The sequence below is a fragment of the Alteromonas gracilis genome, from assembly GCF_043642145.1.
In the GTDB taxonomy this organism is placed as follows: Bacteria; Pseudomonadota; Gammaproteobacteria; order Enterobacterales; family Alteromonadaceae; genus Alteromonas; species Alteromonas gracilis_B.
Genome location: NZ_JBHZRZ010000008.1, coordinates 150,342 through 164,878 on the forward strand (window position 1 = coordinate 150,342; position 14,537 = coordinate 164,878).

14 protein-coding genes are annotated in these 14,537 nt (G+C 44.2%); 7 read left to right on the top strand and 7 right to left on the bottom strand.

Features of this window, described 5'->3' with window-relative positions; all coding sequences use genetic code 11:
• The first annotated feature begins 17 nt into the window (after positions 1-17).
• The 3 genes from ACHUFN_RS15210 to purF all read left to right on the top strand — a co-directional run bounded on the left by ACHUFN_RS15210 (position 18) and on the right by purF (position 2,819).
• Positions 18-632 carry an SPOR domain-containing protein gene (locus tag ACHUFN_RS15210; RefSeq protein WP_394223283.1) on the top strand — a complete coding sequence of 205 codons (615 nt, stop codon included), beginning with the start codon at positions 18-20 and terminating at the stop codon, positions 630-632.
• 160 nt (positions 633-792) lie between these two features.
• Positions 793-1,281: a CvpA family protein gene (locus ACHUFN_RS15215; protein WP_394223284.1), complete on the top strand. Its 489-nt coding sequence runs from the start codon at positions 793-795 to the stop codon at positions 1,279-1,281.
• Positions 1,282-1,295: 14 nt separating this feature from the next.
• Positions 1,296-2,819, top strand: coding sequence for an amidophosphoribosyltransferase (gene purF / locus ACHUFN_RS15220; protein WP_394223285.1), 1,524 nt, complete (start codon positions 1,296-1,298; stop codon positions 2,817-2,819).
• Positions 2,820-2,935: 116 nt separating this feature from the next.
• Here purF and ACHUFN_RS15225 read toward each other — a convergent pair whose 3' ends face one another.
• Together ACHUFN_RS15225 and miaE are read right to left on the bottom strand one after the other, a co-directional pair.
• On the bottom strand, positions 2,936-3,535 hold the full coding sequence (locus ACHUFN_RS15225) for a Yip1 family protein (protein ID WP_394223286.1): 600 nt from the start codon (positions 3,533-3,535) through the stop codon (positions 2,936-2,938).
• Positions 3,536-3,746: 211 nt separating this feature from the next.
• Positions 3,747-4,529, bottom strand: a complete 783-nt coding sequence (gene miaE, locus ACHUFN_RS15230; protein WP_394223287.1) for a tRNA isopentenyl-2-thiomethyl-A-37 hydroxylase MiaE — start codon at positions 4,527-4,529, stop codon at positions 3,747-3,749.
• A gap of 166 nt (positions 4,530-4,695) precedes the next feature.
• Here miaE and ACHUFN_RS15235 point away from each other — a divergent pair, with 166 nt between their 5' ends.
• The 3 genes from ACHUFN_RS15235 (at position 4,696) to ACHUFN_RS15245 (ending at position 8,297) form a co-directional block, all read left to right on the top strand.
• Entirely contained in the window at positions 4,696-5,280 is a 585-nt protein-coding gene (locus ACHUFN_RS15235; RefSeq protein WP_394223288.1) for an acyl carrier protein phosphodiesterase, read from the top strand.
• 315 nt (positions 5,281-5,595) lie between these two features.
• On the top strand, positions 5,596-7,110 hold the full coding sequence (locus ACHUFN_RS15240; protein ID WP_394223326.1) for a S10 family peptidase: 1,515 nt from the start codon (positions 5,596-5,598) through the stop codon (positions 7,108-7,110).
• A 173-nt stretch (positions 7,111-7,283) separates the two neighbouring features.
• Entirely contained in the window at positions 7,284-8,297 is a 1,014-nt protein-coding gene (locus ACHUFN_RS15245; protein WP_394223327.1) for a zinc-binding alcohol dehydrogenase family protein, read from the top strand.
• 87 nt (positions 8,298-8,384) lie between these two features.
• Here the strand turns inward: ACHUFN_RS15245 and ACHUFN_RS15250 are convergent, their stop codons facing one another.
• The 3 genes from ACHUFN_RS15250 to ACHUFN_RS15260 form a co-directional block, all read right to left on the bottom strand.
• On the bottom strand, positions 8,385-9,380 hold the full coding sequence (locus tag ACHUFN_RS15250; RefSeq protein WP_394223290.1) for a YhdH/YhfP family quinone oxidoreductase: 996 nt from the start codon (positions 9,378-9,380) through the stop codon (positions 8,385-8,387).
• Between the two features lie 186 nt (positions 9,381-9,566).
• Complete coding sequence (gene gtfA / locus ACHUFN_RS15255) at positions 9,567-11,063, bottom strand: sucrose phosphorylase (RefSeq protein ID WP_394223291.1); 1,497 nt, start codon at positions 11,061-11,063, stop codon at positions 9,567-9,569.
• Positions 11,064-11,411: 348 nt separating this feature from the next.
• A complete protein-coding gene (locus tag ACHUFN_RS15260; protein WP_394223293.1) occupies positions 11,412-11,624 on the bottom strand; it encodes an oxidoreductase-like domain-containing protein in 213 nt (70 codons plus the stop codon).
• A 213-nt stretch (positions 11,625-11,837) separates the two neighbouring features.
• Here ACHUFN_RS15260 and ACHUFN_RS15265 point away from each other — a divergent pair, with 213 nt between their 5' ends.
• The gene (locus ACHUFN_RS15265; RefSeq protein WP_394223294.1) at positions 11,838-12,563 is read left to right on the top strand and encodes a hypothetical protein; all 726 of its coding nucleotides are present in this window, start codon (positions 11,838-11,840) and stop codon (positions 12,561-12,563) included.
• Here the strand turns inward: ACHUFN_RS15265 and ACHUFN_RS15270 are convergent.
• Positions 12,541-13,827 carry a sensor histidine kinase gene (locus ACHUFN_RS15270; RefSeq protein WP_394223295.1) on the bottom strand — a complete coding sequence of 429 codons (1,287 nt, stop codon included), beginning with the start codon at positions 13,825-13,827 and terminating at the stop codon, positions 12,541-12,543. The two genes, ACHUFN_RS15265 and ACHUFN_RS15270, sit on opposite strands and share 23 nt — an antisense overlap.
• Positions 13,824-14,531 (bottom strand): response regulator transcription factor, encoded by a 708-nt coding sequence (locus ACHUFN_RS15275; protein WP_394223296.1) that lies wholly within the window; start codon positions 14,529-14,531, stop codon positions 13,824-13,826. Before ACHUFN_RS15275 ends, ACHUFN_RS15270 begins: the two co-directional genes overlap by 4 nt.
• Between the last annotated feature and the right edge of the window lie 6 nt (positions 14,532-14,537).

Genomic DNA, 14,537 nt, shown 5'->3' on the forward strand with positions numbered 1-14,537 from the left:
TCAAGCAGGAGAGCACAGTGACATCGGCATTAAAGAATAGACTGGTGGGAACGATTATTATTGTCGCCTTGGCAGTCATCTTCTTACCAGACTTCCTTGATGGCAAAAAGCAAACTAACAGAGAGCCTTTTGTCTCTGTACCTGCTAATCCTCCTAAAAAGCCCATTGTAGAGCCTGAATCTTTCCCCTCAGAGCGAGTAGCCAAAGCAGCAGTACCTACTGTTGAAATTGAAGATGAGGTGGCTTTAGATGACAAGCCCACCTCTGATCAAGGCAGTGTTAACGGCAGTACTATTGTTGCGAAAGCGGCTAAGTCAAAAGCATTTGAAGAAGAAGACAGGCTTGCTAGCCAAACGGTTATTGAAACAAAAAGTGCAGGGGCTGATGATGACGCGGGCTGGGTGATTCAACTTGGAAGCTTTCGTCACGAGAAAAATGTAAAAGCGCTGTTAGGGAAGCTGGAAAAAGCAGGGTACCGGGCATTTAGCCGTAAAATTCAGACAAGTTCTGGCCCGCTAAATAAAGTGTTTGTGGGCCCTGATTTAGATAAAAAGAAACTTGAGTCGGCCTTACCACACTTAAAAGAGCTAACAAGCCTTAAAGGCAAAGTTACTACGTTCAAAGTTGAGTAGTGCGCATTCTCTCTTCTTATACTCAGATATACGACAAGTGGAATAACAGTAACCGGTATTACAGACTAGTAATATTTCTATCTTCTGTTAGAATGCGCGCCATCTCGCCAAAGGCTCGTTGCTTAACGATAAAAGGCAACATCAACGCAATAAAGAGACGATGAACTGGGTAGACTTTTCCATACTGGGTATCATTGCGGTATCTACCTTAATAAGCCTTATTAGAGGGTTTGTTAAAGAAGCCATCTCGTTAGTGGTATGGTTTGCTGCACTCTTTATTTCAAGCAACTTCTACGCTGACCTCGCCGTTTACTTTACAGCCATTGACGATTTCTATTTAAAAAATGGTGCTGCGATTGCTGCGCTATTTGTCACAACGCTCATTCTAGGCGGCATGATCAATTACGCGATTAGCCAGCTGGTTCAGGCAACGGGGTTGTCAGGTACAGACAGAGCCCTCGGTATAGTTTTTGGTGCATTGCGTGGCGTGCTTATAGTTAGCGCATTGCTCTTTTTCATGGACACTTTTACAAGCGCAGCCTCATCAACATGGTGGCAAGCGTCTGTACTCTTACCCGAGTTTGGTGTCATCATTGAGTGGTTTTTCAGCTATGTGAAAGACTCCTCCAGTTTCTTAAATCCCGCTTGATATAGGTAACGCACATGTGTGGTATAGTCGGAATAGTTGGTAAAACGCCCGTAGCTCAGTCTCTGTACGACGGTCTAACGGTTATTCAACACCGTGGACAGGATGCCGCAGGCATAATGACTATCGACCAAAATATGTTTAATTTGCGTAAGGCAAATGGTCTGGTTCGAGATGTTTTCCACACACGTCATATGAAAAGGTTGTCTGGCAACATGGGGATCGGTCATGTTCGCTACCCGACCGCAGGTACGTCTAGTTCCGCTGAAGCGCAGCCTTTTTATGTTAACTCACCATTTGGCATTGCCTTTGCGCATAACGGTAACTTAACCAACGCGCATGAGTTACAAGAAGAAGTGTTCCGCATTGCACGCCGTCACATTAACACCACCTCAGACTCAGAGTTACTGCTTAATATTCTTGCTCATGAACTTCAGCAAGTAGCGGGTTTAAGTGTTAGTGCAGAACACATTTTTGAAGTGGTAACGAAGGTTCACAAAAAAATCCGCGGTGCTTACGCCGTTGTAGCGGCCATCATTGGTCAAGGTATTGTAGCGTTTCGCGACCCACACGGCATCCGCCCTCTAGCGCTAGGTAAGCGTATGAGTGAGCTAGGCGAAGAGTGGATGGTAGCGTCTGAAAGTGTTGCAATTGACGCTGTAGGCTTCCAGTTTGTGCGCGATGTTATGCCGGGCGAAGCGGTATTTATAACCGAAGAAGGTCAGCTGCACACTAGACAGTGTGCTGAAAACCCAGTGACTTCGCCGTGTATTTTCGAGTTTGTTTACTTTGCTCGTCCAGACAGTTTTATTGACGGCATTTCAGTTTACGCGTCACGCGTGAATATGGGCCGTAAGCTAGGTGAGAAAATTAAGCGCGAGTGGGCAGATCTTGATATCGACGTGGTTATACCTATTCCAGAAACGTCGATGGATGTGGCGCTTCAAATCGCCAACACCCTTGACTTACCTTATCGACAAGGCTTCGTTAAAAATCGCTACATTGGCCGCACGTTTATTATGCCAGGCCAAACTATGCGTAAGAAATCAGTGCGCCGTAAGCTAAACGCAATTTCATCTGAGTTCAAAGGCAAGAGCGTACTACTTGTCGATGACTCCATTGTTCGCGGTACTACCTCTGGTCAAATTATTGAGATGGCCCGCGAGTCGGGTGCGAAGAAAGTTTACTTTGCGTCAGCTGCGCCAGAGATTCGCTTCCCTAATGTGTACGGTATCGATATGCCGTCAGCCAACGAACTGATTGCTTATGGCCGTGAAATAGACCAAATTGCAGAGCTTATTCAAGCCGATGGACTTATTTTCCAAGATATTTCTGATTTGGTTGATGCCGTTCGCGAAGAGAATGAATCGATCCAACGTTTTGAAACGTCAGTTTTTGATGGTAACTACATTACTGCAGATATCGATCAGGAATACCTTGAGCGCATTGATTTGTCGCGTGGTGAGAAATCAAGAAAAGCCCCAGTAGTTCAAGCTGAACTTAGCAATCTTGATGTTCATAACATCGACTCAGCCGATTAATGGCAAATGAAATGCTAGACAGAAAAGCCGCTTTTAAAGCGGCTTTTTAATACGTTCTTTGAATATTTTCTGATAAACGCTTTTTGGTAAGTTTTGAGTTGTTAGTTTAATAGGCGCTAGTGAACGAATACAGGTCCACCGGATAACCCCCAAACCAACACCGTGCCTGCCATTAGAATAACTAGTAACACCAACCCGCACGTTACTACCGAGCTTGAGTAGATAAAGCCCTTATCTTCAGGCATATGCATTAAAATAGGTACGCCAGAATAAAGTAGGTAAACCGAGTAGCTGATGCCCACTAGCAGCGCTGTCATCAGTACCCACAGTTCCGGGTACAAGCCAGCGAAGCCCACCATAAATAAAGGTGTGGCTGTGTAAGCGGCGAGTTCTAACGATTGCGTGTATGTTGGCGCAGCTTCAAAGGCTTTCGCTAATTCATGGGTCAACACCGCGAGTGCTACCACACCTGCAATCAACCCAAAGTACATGCCAATACTCATCATAATGGCTGTATTCTCACTTAATCGGATTACGTCACCAGCTCCAATACTCCAACCGGTATGGGCGCTGGAGAAATAAGCCACAAGTGAAGGGATAAGTGCAATGAAAGCAATATGCGTAAGCGCGTAAAAATAGGTTTCGTGTTTTGTGTCAATGGTTTGCCACTCTTCCTTAGGGTGAGTGTATATACCAATAAGATGATTTAAAATCATAAAGTCCTGCCTTGTTCACAAACGTTTTTATTTTAAGAAAATATTGTTGTGAGGCAGGGAGAACACACGGAAAGACCGTAAAACCAACTAAACACGAACGCGGCGCTAAGCGCCAAACACTGCCGTTAACAATATATTTACAATTTGAGTGTGCAGCAGAAATTAAAGGCCGTCAATATAAATTGTTTGATAAATAAACGGCCTAGTCAGATTAATAAAAGTTTGGCGTTCCAGAGTGAAAGCGAAGCTCATTATCATTACTCTCAATAAGCGACTTTTCAACACTTCCAAAATGGGCAACGCGCTCTGAAATATCGTTTTTGGCAATTTGTTTTGCAAGGGTAAGATAGTCTTCAAAATGTCTCGCTTCTGAGCGAAGCAATGATACATAAAATTTACCCAAATCTTCTGAAACGTAGGGGGCCAGTTTTGCAAAGCGCTCGCACGAACGGGCTTCAATATAGGCACCACAAATGAGTTTGTCGACAAGCTTTTCTGGTTCATAAGTGCGAACATGGCGTAGTAAGCCATTGGCATAACGACTTGATGTGACTGATTTATATTCAAAACCCAGCTCGTGCATTATTTCGAGCACCTGATAGAAGTGATGAAGTTCTTCTTTTATCAACATCACCATTTTGTCTAGCATGTCTTTTTTAAACGGGTCTAAACCTTCAACATTAAACACATTCTTTGAAAGGTGTTTGGTATTGAGTGATTGCCAATCGCCTTCATGACGGTAAGTGAAGTCCTCGTAGGGCTTCAACCAGCCTAACAACACTTGACTAGTTTCTGCATCGGCCACATAACGGCGAAGGAGGTACATAGCAGACTGAGCTGCTTTAAGTTCACAAATTAAGTGATCGGTAAGAATCACCCGAAGGTTTTCTTCTTTTTGTGCTTCGTCAATCCACGACTGCGGGGTCTCGCAATGTAAAAACGCATTAATGGGTGAAAGTAAAGACGTGACTTCAGAGGTGGAAATTACAGACATGTTGAAACTCAGTTTTAGGTGCTACAGTTTTTCAGTGACGGTTGAATTTGGCATACTGACTAATATTGATTTAGCCACATTTTCTGTCGACTGGAAATTCAGCGGCAATTTTACCTGACACGAACAACCCGTTACAACTTAAAATCGAGGCCACTGAGTTACATATATGAATTATCTTGCCCACCTTTTCCTAGCCCGTCCAACCGCCGATTCTCATTTCGGTAATTTGTTGGGGGATTTTAGGCGAGGGGTGGATGTTAACTCGTATAGTAGCGCAGTACTGCTGGGCTTAAAAAATCATTACGAAGTCGATAAATTTACCGATAGCCATGAGAGTGTGCGTGAAGCGAAAACGTTATTTGATAAAAGCCGCAGACGCTTCGCACCTGTCGCGCTTGATATCTATTTCGACCACTTGTTGATTAAGCACTGGGACAAGTTTACAACACAAGACTTTGGTGACTTTAGGGAGCAAAGCTTTTCGCTACTTGAACAACGATTGCCAACCATGCCAAGAACCATGCAGCACAGCGTAGGTCACATGATAACCCACGATTGGTTTGAAGATTATGCCAAAGAGGAGGGCATTGCCAAGGCTATTTCTGTGGTAGCTAAGCGCATTCGGTTCACCAATACTTTTCATAGGGCGGTAGACGATATACGTGATCATAAACAAGAAATAGAAAAGAGTTTTCTAGCGTTTTTTCCAGACCTCATTACGCACGTTAAAAAGTATAGCCCTGAAAAGTAAACGCCATGCGTTCCGGTTCGCAAAACCTTTCTTGGCTTTATAACTTGGAAAGTATCGAAGAAATTGGCCGTTTTATCGCTGATTGTTAAGCTGAGTTGTTAACCACTATATAGTGTATCTCTGTAGTGCTATCGGTCAAAAATGTAGTTGGTTATTGAGTAGTAACTATTGGCTTGAGCAACTAGGGAACAACAAATAATTCTTCACAAACCAAAGACAAAAATAATGATGAATAAACACTCTTCAACACCGTATATGACGCCCTTATGCCGAGGCCACAAAAAACGTACCGCCGTGACATGGCTAACTGCTGCTATGTTAGCCTTTGTAAGTATAACCGCTTTTGCTGCTGAAAAAGAGCAAAGCGCGGTAGCCCACTCTCGCTCAATCGAGATTGACAGTAGTGTGGTAACAGAACACGAAACAAAAATTCTAGGTAAACGCGTAAAATACAGCGCTACAACAGGTACCCAGCCTGTATGGAACAGTAAAGACGAAGCGGTTGCAACGCTGTTTTATACCTACTATCAGCGAACTGACGTCAAAGAAAATACTAAGCGCCCGCTCATCATTTCATTTAACGGTGGGCCAGGCTCCGCGTCTGTTTGGATGCATGTGGCGTACACCGGCCCTCGCATTCTTAATATTGATGAAGAGGGGTACCCAGTTCAACCCTACGGTATTCAAACCAATCCTTATTCAATTTTAGACGTAGCCGACATTGTGTTTGTTAACCCCGTAAACACAGGTTATAGCCGAGTTTTACCCAAAGCCGATGGCAGCATGCCATCGCAAGATGAACAGCAAAAAATGTTCTTTGGGGTAAATGCAGACATAAGCTACTTAGCAGACTGGGTAAACACCTTCGTAACACGTAATAATCGCTGGCGCTCTCCAAAATACCTTATTGGTGAAAGCTATGGAACAACGCGGGTTTCAGGCTTAGCACTTGAACTTCAAAATCGTCAGTGGATGTATTTAAACGGTGTTGTGCTAGTATCGCCAACCGACATTGGCATTGAGCGTAATGGCCCGGTAAAAGCGGCTAATCGTTTGCCTTATTTCGCGGCAGCAGCCTGGTTTCACAACAAGCTGGAACCTGAACTACAAAATAAAGATCTCACCGAGCTTTTACCAGAAGTTGAAGACTTTACCATTAACACGCTTATTCCAGCGCTGGCAAAAGGTGGTTTTATTAGTGATTCAGAAAAGCGTGATGTGTTAAAAACGATGGCGCGCTACTCTGGATTAAGTGAAGCGTCAATTTCGCAAAACAACCTAGATGTAAGCACAGCCTTTTTCTGGAAAGATTTGCTTCGCGATGAAGGAAAAACTCTGGGCCGCCTAGACAGTCGTTACCTTGGTGTTGATGCTAAACAAAGTGGCGACCGCCCAGATTACTGGGCAGAGCTAACTTCTTGGCTTCACTCGTTCACGCCTGCTATCAACTACTACTTGCGAGAAGAACTTAACTACAAAACCGACACCAAATATAACATGTTTGGAAATGTTCACCCGTGGGATAGAAGCAACAATAAAACAGGCGAGAATTTGCGACTGGCAATGGCACAAAACCCGTATTTGAATGTCATGATTCAGGCGGGTTACTACGACGGTGCAACGAATTACTTTGATGCTAAATATACCATGTGGCAGCTCGATCAGAGCGGTAACTTAAAAGACCGTCTAAGCTTTAAAGGGTATCGCAGTGGTCACATGATGTATCTGCGTCGTGACGACTTAAAGCAATCGAACCAAGACCTACGTGAATTTATTAAAGCAAGCACACCAAGTGAAGGTGCACCTGCAATGTACAAGCGACAACGATAGACACGACGTTTTTTCACTAAGCTAAATAAAAAGTGCTGTTTAATTCAGCACTTTTTTTACGGCCATGAAAACTCGATTATCAAAAGTTAATTGATAGTGTTTCTTTTATTGCCCTGTTTATCGATGTTGTCTCAGGGGTATGATGACGCTATTACGCAAAGGAGAGATGAATGATGAAAGTAATTGGCTACACCCACTCACTTGATATCAATGAACCAAATGCATTGATGGATTTAGAGGCGAAAAAGCCGAGCGCCTCAGGGCGAGACTTGCTGGTTAAAATTAATGCCATTGCGGTAAACCCTGTTGATTACAAAATTCGTCACCGTGTAAACCCAGAAGGCGGTGAGCCTAAGGTTCTCGGTTGGGACGCCGTGGGTGAAGTGGTTGAAATTGGTGCTGATGTCACTGAGTTTGCGGTAGGCGATAGAGTTTATTACGCCGGCGACTTAACCCGTTCAGGTTCAAATGCTGAGTATCAGCTAGTTGACGAACGTATTGTTGGTAAGGCGCCGCGAACACTGTCTGACAGCGAGGCTGCCGCACTACCGTTAACGACGATCACGGCTTATGAATTACTGTTCGATCACCTAGCGCTAAAACAGCAAAGCGAAAAGAGCGATGAAGTTGTTTTAGTTGTGGGTGCCGCAGGTGGTGTTGGCTCAATTATGGTGCAGTTACTAAAAACATTAACGGGTGCAACAGTCATTGCTACGGCATCGCGAGAAAGCTCAAAAAATTGGGTAAAAGAACTTGGTGCAGATCACATTGTCGATCACAGTAAACCCATGGCCGAGCAAATAAAGGCGCTAAATGTGGGTGAAGTTACCCACGTTGCAAGCTTAAATAACACCCACCAATACGTTGATGCTTTTGTTGGAGTGTTGAAACCAAAGGGTAAGTTGGCACTAATTGACGACCCGGACAGTTTGGATATCTCGAAGCTTAAACAAAAGAGTTTGTCACTTCATTGGGAGTTTATGTTTACGCGTTCAATGTTTGAAACCGACGATATGGCAGAGCAAAGTCGCTTGCTCGATCACGTATCATCTTTAATTGATGAAGGTAAAATCAAAACTACCGTTGGCAAGCACCTAGGCAAAATTAATGCGGCTAATTTAATCGAGGCGCATAAAGTTTTAGAAGAAGGTCGCGCCATTGGTAAATTGGTCTTAGAAGGCTTCTAAAAAAGTATAAAAGCGTAAGCAGGCACGATATAGCAGTGCCTGCTTATCTAGTTGTCTACAGCGTAGTTATTTGTCTTGGCCCAGGAACTAGCCCTTTAAATTCACTAAGGTACGGCCAGAAATCTGACCCTTTAAAATTGCGTCTATTTTTTCACTTACCCCGTTCAGGGTGATTTCTTCTGTGAGGTGATCAAGAGAGTCTAGCTTCCATTCGCTGGCCAGCTTGTCCCACAATCTCAATCTTGGAGGCATAGGGCACTGCACAGAGTCGATACCCAACAATGACACACCACGTAGAATAAACGGAAATACACTCACGTTAAGCTCAGCAGAGGCCGTTAGGCCACAGCACGTGACCGTGCCGTCGTACTGTGTCGCTTTAATTGCCTGCGCCAAGTATTCACCACCAACGGTGTCGACAGCGCCAGCGTACAGCTCTTTCAACATAGGGCGTTCTTTGTTTTCTAATAGTTCGTCGCGCGTAATCACTTTACTTGCGCCCAGTGTCTTTAAGAATGACTCATGGGCTTCTTTTCCTGTGCATGCAACCACGTCGTAACCCGCTTTAGCTAGTAGTGCAACGGCGACAGAGCCCACCCCTCCGGTTGCACCTGTCACTAAAATTTCTCCCTTGTCTGGTGTAACGCCATGCTCAACCAAACCTTGTACCGAAAGCCCAGCGGTAAAGCCAGCGGTTCCAATGACCATCGACTCCCTCAACGTTAGACCATCTGGCTTAGCAACTGCCCATTCGCTTGGAATGCGTATGTACTCCCCGAATCCGCCAGCGGTATTCATGCCTAAGTCATAGCCAGTCACAATCACTTCATCTCCCTCTTTGAAGCGGTTGTCGTCACACGATACTACGGTGCCAGCTGCATCAATTCCTGGAGTGTGGGGGAAGTTTCTGCTTACACCTGGGTTTCCAGTTGCTGACAGCGCATCTTTATAGTTTAGCGAAGAGTAGTACACCTTAATGAGCAAGGTGCCCTCTGGCAGGTCGCTTAGCGAACGCTGGGTTACACTGCGAGTGAATGATTTATCTTCCTGTTTCTCTACAAGCAAAGCGTTAAACGATGTCATACCTGTCTCCATTGGTCGAAAAATGCGCTATCCATTGTGACGATATATAAGCATTACGCAAGTATGCATATTTTCTTTATGCCAATTATGTTTTTAAGACAGGTTATGTAAATAGTATTAATTGAACATAAGCGCTTTAGATAAAAGCGCTTGTGAAGTAAATGTAAGTCTGGCCCAAAGCCTACACTAGCCAAGTAACGAGCGAACAGGCAATGCACTTTCTTCACCGCCCGTTACAGTATTGATGGTTGCTTCCATTGTGCTGAAGTCTATATTTAACGACGCTGTATCATTGTTATTTTCCCATGAAAGCACTAAAACATCATTAGTGTATTTTACGTCGAATTCGCCATTAAAAGCATCGCATTCGTTTCGTAACCTAATTAACCGCATTAGGCCTTCAACCACAGGTTTTTGAACGGCATTTTCAATTAATGCGGTAGTCAAATAAGGGCGATTGATGTCGCGTCCTACGTTAGTTTTCGCCAAAAGCGCCATGTCATTATGGGCGGCAAATAGGCCACCGTAATAAACTTGTGGAATACCCGGGCTGAAAAATTGAATAGCGCGAGCAACTAAGTAAGCAAAGTCATCTTTACCTAATGCATCGTAGTAGGTGCAGTTGACCTGATACAGGTCGACATTATTTGCTGCCGCGCCAGTGGCTTTTTTAGATTCGCCGTTCGAGTTTTCATGTATCTGCTCTACTAAAGCGTCTATTGCGGCGACATCTAAAAGGCCAGGTTTATCGCCACTTGCACCTACATCAACAATGCCGATACCGTCGTGCGTATCCAAAACGGTAAAGCAGTTTCGCGGCGAGATAGAAAGCCAGTGTGCTAAGGCATCTGCGCTTTTAGTAAACAACGTATGCAGTACAAGCGGAGGCAAGGCAAAGTCGTAAACACTGTCGCAGCGCGCCGCAATTTCTATTTGCGTTTGATAGTGGCTGTGAATTTCTACCAAGCACTGCATACCCATATCGCGAGCGCGGTTTGATAGCGCTTCGATAAATGAAAAGGTTTCTTCAAGCATAAAGCAGTTTGTACCAGCGCGCTTAATCGCATAGCCTGCGGCATCTAATCGAATAAGATCCACGTTGCTTTCTGTGAACGACTGTAGAATAGAAGAAAGGTACTCTTTCCCTAGTTTCGACTCCACATCAATATCAATTTGGTTAGCGGTAAACGTCGTCCAAAACGGCACGGTTTCTGGGTTAGCAGTTTGTGTGCCTACAGTATAGTCACTGAAAAACGGCGTTGGCCGAGGGCGAAATACTTGGGCAATGTGTTCGTCAATTTTCGCTTGGTCGTTGCCCTTGAATACGTCTTCTTTGGTTAAAAATAGTGGCCAATATTCAGATTCGCGGCCATTTTTCAGCACGTCTTCGAAAGCTTCGCTTTGCCCTGACATATGGTTAACGATAAGGTCGGCCATGATATCTACCGACTCACCCAGTTTTTTGATGTTGCTCCAATTGCCTAGGCGCTTATCTACCGATGTATGGTCGATAGGATCGAAGCCTGCATCTTCGCCATCAAACGGATAATAAAACGGTAGCACGTGAACACCGGTGAATAGCCCATTTAGTGGCCCTTGCAACAAGTTGGTCAGGCTTTCAATGTTTCCATCGCCTAAACGGTCTGCATAAGTGATTAGTTGGACGCCGTTGCGTATAGACATGATAACTCTCCAAAATTCTATATATGCTTGCTTGTTTTTCTTGCGCACTACGAGCAAGCATTTCTGTGAAGTAAGCGTTACCAGTTCAACGTGTCCATTATAATGTGTGAAAGGGGGAGCTTAATTCATTACCGTTCGTTAGATAGCCCAGACAAGGTACAGTGCACCTTTGAAAGCCGTTTTGAAATCCTTTTGGGAAGGCTTGTCTTAATCGATTAAGCAAAATAGCAGTAGATAGAAGGTTTGTAAATGCTGAGTTTGGCTGTGAGCTTTATGTGAGTGTGGAATATAAAGTAAGAAGTGGTAAACGCTATTAGCTCATGCGCTTACTAATTAGCGCCTTTCCATTTATTTAGCAGGTTCGTTTGTGTTGTTATTGGGTGCTTGGTTCTCGTTTTCAGACTCAAGCTTTTGCTTAGCTTCTTTCCATTTAGCCAGCTTATCGTAGTACACATCCCAAATACATGGGCAACACGCACCACCGCCGCAACAGTCGTCACGCAATGGTTTTTCTGGCTCAGGAGGAAGTGCCTTGTGCAAGTCCTCTTTACGGTTACTCATGGTTACTACGTAATTTCATTAATACACAGAGCCAGTTTAACGATTGATGGAGTGCTATTCAAATAGTTGGTAAAAATGTTCTTTATAGAGCAATTTCACGTGGGTTTCACATAGCCTCAGGCACTCTACCAATATTGTTTAATAAGGTAGTAAATGCTGATGAAAATGCCGTTGAGACGTTCTGTTTGTGCGCTTTGTAGCACAGGATTAATTTTGCTTTCACCTTTGACCGTTTCGGCTAAAAGCGATGTGAGCGCCGACAATACAATGGCTGACTTTAAACGTTTAAAATTAGCCATTGAACAGGCTGTAGCCGATTTTGAGAAAACTCCCATGAATGAGTTTTCGTATCGCGTTACTCGCTATGAAAATGAAGAGGGGACTGAAACCAGCAGTGTAGAAGCGTTTTCGCCTCAAACGAGTGAAGCGAATCAGTGGTCGCTACTACAAAAAAATCAAAGAGCTCCTACGTTTGAAGAACAACAAGCGTTTGCCAGTCAAAAACAAAACCAGCATTCACATACCGTAGTAAAGCTTAGTGAACTTATTGTTTTTGATAGCTTAACGACAAAAGTGGTGACTGACAGTGCGGTTCATGCAGACTTTGATGTACAGTTTGAGCGGTTAGGTGCGAACACTTCATCTTATCTCAAGGGAACTCTTGTTTACGACGTAAATAATAAGTTCATCACAACAATAGATATAACAAACACAGAAAGTTTTTCTCCTGTTTTTGCTGCGACCATCGACAAACTGGAAGTAACTATGTCGTTTACCAAACAGCAGGAGATAATCCTGCCCTTAAACATTAATATGTCAATGCAAGGGCGCTTCGCATTTCTTAGCAAGATTAACGAAACCTCATCTGACAGCTATTCCAATTTTCGCTATGTTGGTCCTGCTGACTCGCATAGCACTACGCGAGAAAGTGCAAAGTAACTTCCGTGCCAGAAGGGCTTGATATGTCTAATGTGAAGCCCTGATGTTCACAAAGTCGGCTAACAATTGATAAGCCAAAACCTAACCCGGTACTTTGCTTGCCCTTAACGCCACGCTGGGTTATCGACTGAGCAATGTCTTCTTGAAGCCCGGGGCCAGTGTCTTTGACGTGTAATGCACCATCGCGCATTGCGAAGGTCACGCTTCCTTGCAGCGTGTATTTAAATGCGTTACTTACAATGTTGTCTAAAATGACTTTCAGCACATTGGGTTCAGCTAACACCTGTATGTCACAGCTATCGCTAATATCAACCTCTACGGATTTCCCCTCTAACAATAGGCGGTTGTCTATAATTGCGGCTTCTAAAATTGGCATCAGTGAAACCGTTTGAGACCGCACTGCACTGTGCTCTTCTCGAGCAAGCATGAGCAAAGTCTCTACAGTCCTATTCATTTGATCAACAGCGTGGGCAATACGTTGTAAAACCGCTTCGTCACTGCTTGCGTTAAGCTCTGCGACTTCAACGGCATTTTTTATGACCGCAAGCGGCGTTCGTAACTCATGGCTAACATCTTGTGTAAAACGTCGCTCGCGCTCTATCGCTGATGCAATTCGTTTTAGTGTTTTGTCTAGCGTATGGGCTAGTATTCCCACTTCATTGTTGGGGTAGTGCTTATTGTAAGTAAATCCTTTAGAAGAAAACTGCTCTGACAATGTTGCAATATCAACCCCGTCTACGGCGTTTGCCAGCTCTTTTAATGGGCGAGTGGTGCGCCGACCAATAAACCATGCTATCAAACACGCGATGATCGTTACCGTTGCCGCGCTCATTACTAAAAACTGAATAACACCGCTTCGGATAGGCCGTACTAATAACTGCTCGCTTACCTCAGCGACTAGGAATGTTTCGGAAATGTCTTCAAACCGATAAAGATGATAGTGGCGCCCGTTTTGACCGAAGAACTCTTTTCTTTGTGGCTCCTCAACGGCAAGCGATTTTATATCGTGTGGCAGCTCATTCACTGAAAAAGCCAGTTGCATTCCAGACGCCCTTGGCGCAGGCCACGTACCTGTTGAAGCAAAAGTACTCTGAAGATACTTGGCTTCTTGCGCTACACTGCGCTCAATGAAACTGTCTTCAATGGTGTACATAAACGACAGAGTAATAAGGCCATAAATTGACGAAATCACCAGTGTAAAAATGCAAAAACGCCAAATAATGCGACTGCTTAAGCTATGAAACGATGGGGAAGAGGTTTTCATAATTTCTTATTACTATCGTCGATGGCCAGGGAAAAACCTGCGCCAAACACGGTTTTGATGAGGGGAGTGTCAAATGGCTTGTCTACAACGGCTCGTAGCTGGTAAATATGTGAGCGCAGTGCATCTGACTCAGTGGGCGCATCGCCCCATAACTGCTGCGTTAACTGCGAGCGACTGACTATTTGTGGGTGCGCTTCAGCTAAAATAGTAAGAATTTTAAACCCCATTGAGCTTAATGCCAGTGGTTCACCTTCTCGGCTTGCAGTTTTGCCTCTGCGGTCAACCACTAAAGGGCCAAGTTCAAGTTTGTCATGGGTTTGTAATAGGTGGCGTTTGGATAAAGCGAAACAACGCACTTCTAGCTCTTGCAGTGAAAAAGGTTTCGTTAAGTAATCGTCTGTACCTTTGTTAAACCCTGAGACTTTATCTTCAATACTGTCGCGCGCTGTTAGCATGAGAATTGGTATATGCCGGTCTGCTTTTTCTCTGAGGGCTTGGCACACCGATAGCCCGTCTAAATGGGGCAAGTTTAGGTCAAGAATGACAACGTCATAATAAGTGTTAAGCGCAAGTTCAAGACCTTGATCGCCTCTCACTGCAAAATCTAATACATGCCCCTTATGTTCCATGTATTGTGCAATGTTTTTCGCAATACTGGTTTCATCTTCAATCAACAGTATGTGCAACCCTTTTGACGTTGTCATCAATCT

What these genes read in the sequence shown, in the direction of transcription:
- ACHUFN_RS15215 (WP_394223284.1), top strand. Translation starts at nt 793, where the DNA reads ATGAACTGGGTAGACTTTTCCATACTGGGTATCATTGCGGTATCTACC.
- ACHUFN_RS15260 (WP_394223293.1), bottom strand. Translation starts at nt 11,624, where the DNA reads ATGAGTAACCGTAAAGAGGACTTGCACAAGGCACTTCCTCCTGAGCCA.
- ACHUFN_RS15245 (WP_394223327.1), top strand. Translation starts at nt 7,284, where the DNA reads ATGAAAGTAATTGGCTACACCCACTCACTTGATATCAATGAACCAAAT.
- purF (WP_394223285.1), top strand. Translation starts at nt 1,296, where the DNA reads ATGTGTGGTATAGTCGGAATAGTTGGTAAAACGCCCGTAGCTCAGTCT.
- ACHUFN_RS15225 (WP_394223286.1), bottom strand. Translation starts at nt 3,535, where the DNA reads ATGATTTTAAATCATCTTATTGGTATATACACTCACCCTAAGGAAGAG.
- ACHUFN_RS15240 (WP_394223326.1), top strand. Translation starts at nt 5,596, where the DNA reads ATGTTAGCCTTTGTAAGTATAACCGCTTTTGCTGCTGAAAAAGAGCAA.
- ACHUFN_RS15270 (WP_394223295.1), bottom strand. Translation starts at nt 13,827, where the DNA reads ATGAAAACCTCTTCCCCATCGTTTCATAGCTTAAGCAGTCGCATTATT.
- gtfA (WP_394223291.1), bottom strand. Translation starts at nt 11,063, where the DNA reads ATGTCTATACGCAACGGCGTCCAACTAATCACTTATGCAGACCGTTTA.
- ACHUFN_RS15235 (WP_394223288.1), top strand. Translation starts at nt 4,696, where the DNA reads ATGAATTATCTTGCCCACCTTTTCCTAGCCCGTCCAACCGCCGATTCT.
- ACHUFN_RS15275 (WP_394223296.1), bottom strand. Translation starts at nt 14,531, where the DNA reads ATGACAACGTCAAAAGGGTTGCACATACTGTTGATTGAAGATGAAACC.
- miaE (WP_394223287.1), bottom strand. Translation starts at nt 4,529, where the DNA reads ATGTCTGTAATTTCCACCTCTGAAGTCACGTCTTTACTTTCACCCATT.
- ACHUFN_RS15250 (WP_394223290.1), bottom strand. Translation starts at nt 9,380, where the DNA reads ATGACATCGTTTAACGCTTTGCTTGTAGAGAAACAGGAAGATAAATCA.